At 62.6% G+C, this 6390-nt stretch carries 5 protein-coding genes; all 5 read right to left on the bottom strand.

Features of this window, described 5'->3' with window-relative positions; all coding sequences use genetic code 11:
- Positions 1 to 1236, bottom strand: a 1236-nt coding sequence (locus GHO32_RS27080) for an ATP-binding cassette domain-containing protein (RefSeq protein ID WP_153442973.1), incomplete at its 3' end; no start/stop codon positions are given.
- Complete coding sequence (locus GHO32_RS20015; protein WP_153335653.1) at positions 1233 to 2096, bottom strand: ABC transporter permease; 864 nt, start codon at positions 2094 to 2096, stop codon at positions 1233 to 1235. The genes GHO32_RS27080 and GHO32_RS20015, both read right to left, overlap by 4 nt.
- Positions 2093 to 3073 carry an ABC transporter permease gene (locus GHO32_RS20010; RefSeq protein ID WP_153335652.1) on the bottom strand — a complete coding sequence of 327 codons (981 nt, stop codon included), beginning with the start codon at positions 3071 to 3073 and terminating at the stop codon, positions 2093 to 2095. Before GHO32_RS20010 ends, GHO32_RS20015 begins: the two co-directional genes overlap by 4 nt.
- Positions 3074 to 3103: 30 nt before the next feature.
- Positions 3104 to 4756 (bottom strand): ABC transporter substrate-binding protein, encoded by a 1653-nt coding sequence (locus GHO32_RS20005; protein WP_153335651.1) that lies wholly within the window; start codon positions 4754 to 4756, stop codon positions 3104 to 3106.
- Between the two features lie 232 nt (positions 4757 to 4988).
- Complete coding sequence (locus tag GHO32_RS20000) at positions 4989 to 6383, bottom strand: LLM class flavin-dependent oxidoreductase (RefSeq protein ID WP_153338169.1); 1395 nt, start codon at positions 6381 to 6383, stop codon at positions 4989 to 4991.
- Between the last annotated feature and the right edge of the window lie 7 nt (positions 6384 to 6390).

Below are 6390 nucleotides of genomic sequence, written 5' to 3'. Positions count from 1 at the left end.
GATCCGCGCGGGCTGCAGCGAAGCCGCCACACCGGCCACGTCCAGCGCGTCGGCGAGGATCTGGCCGATGCTCCAGCGCGGGTCGAACGAACTCAGCGGGTCTTGATAAATCACGCTGATGTCACGCCGATGCACACGCCGGTCTTTTTCTGCCACCCGATCTGCGCCTGCCCCCGCCCAGGCGTGCCCCAGAAACTGCACCTGACCCGCATCCGGCTCCAGCAACCCCAGCACAATGCGCGCCACGGTGGTCTTGCCCGATCCGGACTCGCCGACGATGCCCAGCGTGCGCCCGGCACGCAGCTCAAAGCTGACGTCGTCGACCACTTGGCGAGATTGCTGATCGGGGCCGATGTAGCGTTTACCCAAACCACTGGCCTTGAGCAGCACCGGCGAGTCAGCGCCCGGTCGAGGTTGCACAAGCTGCCCGCTGTTGTGCGACGACAGCCGCGTGCCCCGCGCATGTTCGGCTGGCACCGCATCCAGCAACGCCTGGGTGTAGGGGTGGCTCGGGGTCCGTAACACCTGCTGCATCGAGCCCTGTTCGACCACCACGCCGTGGCGCAGCACCAGCACCTCATCGGCCAACTGCGCCACCACCGCCAAGTCATGGCTGATGATCAGCAAAGAATCCCCCCGAGCCTTGATCTCTTGCAGCACTTGCAGAATTTGCGCCTGCACCGTGGCATCCAGAGCGGTGGTCGGTTCGTCGGCGATGACCAGCCCTGGGCTCAGTGCCAATGCACTGGCGATCAGCGCACGCTGGCGCAGGCCACCGGACAATTGATCGGGTCGCTGACGGGCACGCAATTCGGGCTCGGGCACGCCGACTTTGTCCAGCAGCTCGATAACCCGCTCAGCGCGGCTGCGCCGGTCGCCCCATTGGTGGGTCGTGAGTACTTCCAGAATCTCTTTGCCCACCGGGCGCAGCGGGTCGAGCGAGACCAGCGCATCTTGCAGCACAAAGCCAATGCCTTTACCGCGCAAGCCGCGCCAGCCACGCTCGGACAACCCGAGCAAATCTTGCCCGCCATAACTCAGTGTGCGCGCCGTCACCCGCGCCCCGGCACCGGCCAGACCAATCAGGCTGCGCGCCGTCACGCTTTTGCCAGAGCCGGACTCACCCACCAGCGCCAGGGTCTTGCCCGGTGCCAGGGTAAACGACACATCGCGCACCACGGTCTGGCCGCCAAACTCAATGGACAGGCCCTCAACGATCAAGTGTTTATCGCTCATGACAGGCGCCCCTCCAGACGTTGTTGCAAATAACGGCCCGCGACCGTGGTCGACAGCGTAGTAAGGACGATGAACACCCCCGGGAAGAAGGTCAGCCACCAGGCGTTGGCGACAAAGTCGCGGCCCATGGACAGCATGGTCCCCCACTCCGGCGCAGGCGGCTTGGCGCCCAGCCCCAGAAAGCTCAGGGCCGAGGCCCAGACAATCGCCTGACCAATACCCATGGTCAGGGTCACGATCAGCGGGCGCATGGCATTGGGTAACAGCTGACGCAGGATGATCCGCCGCGTCGGGTGACCCAAAGCAACCGCCGCTTCGATGTAACCGGCATTGCGCACCGCCAGCACCTGACCGCGCACCATCCGTGCGTAGCCCGGCGCTGCGCCCAGCCCGGTGGCAACAATCAACGGCCCGATGCCGCTGCCGAACACCGCTACAAACAGCAGCGCCAACACCAGGCTCGGGAACGCGAACAGTATTTCCAGCAGCCAGCCAACCCCACGGTCAAGTCGTGCACCGCCAAGCCCGCCGAGCAACCCCAGGGCAATCGCAATGCTCATGGCCAGCACGGTAGCCGCCAGACCAATCAGCAGCGACTGGCGAGTGCCGTAAATCACCCGCGAGAAAATATCCCGGCCGGACTGATCCGTACCAAACCAATGCGCCCACCCCGGCGGATGAAATGCATCGTGCGGCACAATCGTCAGCGGGTCGGCATGGGTGAAGAGTTGCGGCAACAGCGCGGCAACGATCAAAAACGCCAGAAAAATCAGCGCCAGCAAAGGCCCCAGCGGCACCTGGCGTGACCTGCGTTGCACCCGCACACCCGGCAACTGCGTTTCGAGAGTCAGTGTGCTCATGCTGTTTTCCCCTGTTGACGAGGGTCGACCCACAGGTGCAGCAGGTCGACCAGAATGTTGGCCAGCACATACACCGCCGCAACGGTCAGGCTGATACCGATGGTCAGCGGCAAGTCCTGCGCCTGCACCGCCTGATACAACTGGCGCCCCAGGCCCTTGCGCGAGAAGATCACTTCCACCACCACCGCACCGCTGATCAAGGCGCCGATGGCCCAGCCCGACAACGAAATGCCGGGCAACACCGCATGGCGCAGCGCATGTTTGAAGCGCACGGCGGTTTCGCTCAAACCACGGGTCCGCGCCGTCAGTACAAAGGGTTGCTCCAGGATCAGTTCCAGCGACTCTCGGGTGACCTGCGCAATAAACCCGGCCAGCGGCACCGCCAGCGCCACAGACGGCAACACCAGGGTTCGCCAGCCATCGCTACCGGCAGGCGGAAACCAGCGCAGGCCGAAGGCAAACACTGCCAACAGCACCAGCCCCAGCCAAAAATGCGGGACGGCGGCCGAAACGGTTTCGGCAAACGAAGCCACCTTGGCCACCCAACGCTGGCGCCCGGCGGTCAACACGGTGAGCAACAGCACCAGCAGCCAGGCCAGGACCAATGAGGTAAACGTCAGTTGCAGGGTCGCCCACGATTGCTCGGCCAGCACGCGGGTTACCGGCAAGTGCTGCGAGTAGGACACTCCCAGATCGCCCTGAACCAGGCGCCCCAGGTACAGCGCGTATTGCACCGCCAACGGCTTGTCCAGGCCGTACTCGCGGGTGGCTTCGGCAATGGTTTCGGGCGACGGATTACCACTTGGTCCGCCGAGGATGGCCAGCACCGGGTCGCCCGGCATCAGCCGCAGGGCAAAGAAGGTCAGGGTCGCCACCGCCCACAGCACCAGCAGCCCGCCCGCCACACGCCAGACGGCGCGTCGGCCCACCTGCAGCCAGCGCTCGCGCTGTGGATTTACAGTCTCGATTCGGCTCATGGGTTCACCCTTTTCATGTGTTCAGCCTTTTCATTTATTGACCCAGGCGTCATACAAATACGTCACCGCCAAAGACGGCTCCAGGCGCACGCCCTGGGTGGTCTTGTAGATGCCCAGGCGCGAGCTTTGCGGGTACGTGGTCAGTTGCAGGTATTGGCTGGAAGCAATCTGCTGCGCCTTGTAATACAGCGCCTTGCGCTGCTCAGGGTCTTGCGTGGTCAAGGCTTGCTGGATCAGCCCGTCAAACGCCCCATCGCTGAAACCGGCAGTGTTCTGGTGATAACCGCCGACACCCGCCGGGCGAATAAACTCCGTGCCAAAAATGATCCGCAGCACGTCGGGGGTGTTGGTGTTCCAGTAACCAATACGAATGTCGTAGTCCCAGTCCGCCTGGCGCTGAGTGGCCTGCACATCACTCATCTGGTCGATGATCAGTTGAAACCCGACCGCCCGTGTGGTCGCTTGCACCTGCTCCCACAAGGTGTATTCCGAGGGCGGCGTGCGGTTGCCCATCACCACATGCACCTGCAAGCGCTTGCCGTCACGGGTGCGATAGCCTTCGCTGTCACGTCCGGTCCAGCCGGCTTCATCGAGCAATTGCGCCGCGCGGGCCGGGTCGTAGTCCTGGGCGTGTTCGAAGTCCGGGCTGTAGAAGCGGGTCGCCGAACTCAGCGGCCCACCGGCACGCGGGAATTCGCTGAAATACACACTTTTGAGAGCGCCCTCGACATCCGAACTGCGCACAAAGGCTTCGCGCACCTTGAGGTCATTGAACGGCGCGCGGGTGATGTTCAGCGTGCCGTTGGTGGGGTTGCCCGGCCGTAATGCGACCAATACCGTGAGGTCGGGGTTGCGTCGGGCGGCCTCATGGGATTCGGGCGGCAGCGTCTCGATCACATCAACCTCCCCGGCTTGCAGCGAGGCGAAGCGCACGGACGGCTCCTGAATGAACTTCCAGACAATGCGCTCCAGCCACGCCGGGCCTTGATGCCTGGCGGTGGGTGGCGCCCAGTTGTAATCCGGGTTGCGCACCAGTTCGACCTGGCTTTGCCGGTCCCAGCGGACGATCTTGAACGGCCCGCTGCCCACTGGGCTTTCGCAGTTTTCATCGCGGGAACGGAGCAGCGCGGTGGGCGACTCTATGCCCAGAAAACCCTGGGCCAGGACTTCCAGAAACGCCGCGTACGGGGTGGCCAGGTGCACCACCGCCGTATGGTCATCGAGCACATCGGTGCTGCGGTATTGGCGGATATAACCGCCCGCCGTGCTCGATTGGGTTTTCGGGTTGGCCATGTGATCGAGGTTGGCCTTGACCGCCGCCGCGTTGAACGGCGTGCCGTCGGTGAAGTGCACGTCATCGCGCAAATGGAAGGTGTACGTCAGGCCATCGGCCGAGACCTCCCAACGTTTCGCCAGCCAGGGCCCGATCTGGCCTTGGTCATCCATTGAAACCAGCGAGTCGAGGTACTGCTGGCCGATAAACACCTGCGGCATGTCACCCGCCACATGCGGATCGAGGCACGTGGGTTCGCGGTCGGTGGCATAAATCAACGTCCCGCCGCTGACCGGTTTGTCGCTGCGCGCAATGGTTGAGGTTTCCTGCCCGCAGCCGACCAGTACCGAGCACAGGGTTGCGATACCGAGCAACGGAAAGTTTCGAATAAAGGGGGAAATATTGCGCATGGGGCCTGCTGCCTTAAGTCCGGGACTTAGGCATTGCACAAGCCATGCCGGGTTTTTCGCCCAGCAAACAGGCGCAAATCGGCGTCAGGAGGGAGTCAAAAGCAACAGTCTGTGCAGCGACTGTTGGTGAGCCAACACTTGGCTAAAAACCCACTGTAGGAGCGAGCTCGTCTCGCGATCTTTTGATCTTTAAAAAGATCGCGAGACGAGCTCGCTCCTACAGGTGATGTGTTCAGAAACGTAATGGCGTGGCCGGTTGTTGCAACAGCGCCGGGTCGCGATAGCGGGCGCCGAAATGGTCAGCGGGCAAACGCGCCTGCCCCGCACCAAACAGGCGTTCGCGCAGGGTTTCACCTTCGTTGTAACGCTCACGGAAACGTCCACGACGGCGCAGTTCCGGGATCACCAGCTCAATAAAATCCCGGGCCGTTTCAAACGACAGGTACTGGCGCAAATTGATCCCGTCGATGCCGTCGACATCCAGCCACTTCTCAATTTCATCCGCCACCACGGTCGGCGTACCCGCCACAAAGAAACGCTCGCGGTTAAAGCCGGAGAACTGCGACAACACAGTGCCGATGGTCCACTCGGGTTTGTAGCGCTGCAGGCTCTCCCAGCCGTCGACTTTAAGCTCGATCAAATCACTGATCAGCGCATCGCTGGGGTAAGCGGTCAAATCAATCGCTGACTGATGATGGGCCAGCGACGCCTCGACGCTCATCAGCTTGCGATAGCTGTCGAGCTTGCGGCTGACTTCTTCGTCAGTCCGGCCCACGATCACCCCGGCCATGACGATAAATTTCAGCCCCGCCGGGTCACGCTCATGGGCGATGGACTTGTTGCGCATGGCCTGGATATTCGCGCGCACGGCCGGGGTGTCGAGGCCGCCGGTAAACACCACTTCGGCATGCCGCCCGGCAAATTCGATACCGGCTGGCGAGCCGGTTGCCTGGAACAACACGGGCGTGCGCTGGCGCGACGGCTGGCACAGGTGCGGCCCAGCCACGCTGAAGTGCTCACCCACGTGGTTGATGTAACGGACCTTGTGCGGGTCGGTGTAGACCCGTTGTTCACGGTCGATAATCACCGCGTCATCGTCCCACGAGCCTTCCCACAGCTTGTAGAGCACATCCAGGTATTCATCGGCGATTTCATAGCGGTGGTCATGCACGACCTCGGTGTCATGCCCGAAGTTGCGCGCCGCATTGGGCAGGTACGAGGTCACGATGTTCCAGCCCACCCGGCCCTTGGTCAGGTGATCCAGGGTGCTCATGCGCCGGGCAAAAGCAAACGGCGGCTCGTACGTGGTCGAAAACGTCGCGCCAAAGCCGAGGTTTTTGGTCACGGCGGCCATGGCCGGAATGACCATCAACGGGTCGTTGCTGGGGATTTGCATGGCCTCGCGCAGGGCGGTTTCCGGGCCATTGCGAAAACGGTCATAGGTGCCGATCACGTCGGCCAGAAATACCCCGTCAAAGGTGCCGTATTCCAGCAGTTGCGCCAGCTCGGTCCAGTACTCCAGGTCATTGAAACGGTGACGGTTGTTCTCGGGATGCACCCACAGGCCGTGAACGATATGGCTCACGCAGTTCATTTCAAACAGGTTGACGTGCAGTTGCTTGGGCATCGCCCGT

This window comes from Pseudomonas sp. FSL R10-2189 (assembly GCF_009600325.1).
Lineage (GTDB): Bacteria > Pseudomonadota > Gammaproteobacteria > Pseudomonadales > Pseudomonadaceae > Aquipseudomonas > Aquipseudomonas helleri.
Note: the sequence above shows the minus strand (reverse complement) of the source record. Positions and strands in the feature narration are given on the sequence as shown.

Bases quoted from the DNA above. Each gene is read 5' to 3' on its own strand.
- GHO32_RS20010 (WP_153335652.1), bottom strand. From the start codon at position 3,073: ATGAGCCGAATCGAGACTGTAAATCCACAGCGCGAGCGCTGGCTGCAG.
- GHO32_RS20005 (WP_153335651.1), bottom strand. From the start codon at position 4,756: ATGCGCAATATTTCCCCCTTTATTCGAAACTTTCCGTTGCTCGGTATC.
- GHO32_RS20000 (WP_153338169.1), bottom strand. From the start codon at position 6,383: ATGCCCAAGCAACTGCACGTCAACCTGTTTGAAATGAACTGCGTGAGC.
- GHO32_RS20015 (WP_153335653.1), bottom strand. From the start codon at position 2,096: ATGAGCACACTGACTCTCGAAACGCAGTTGCCGGGTGTGCGGGTGCAA.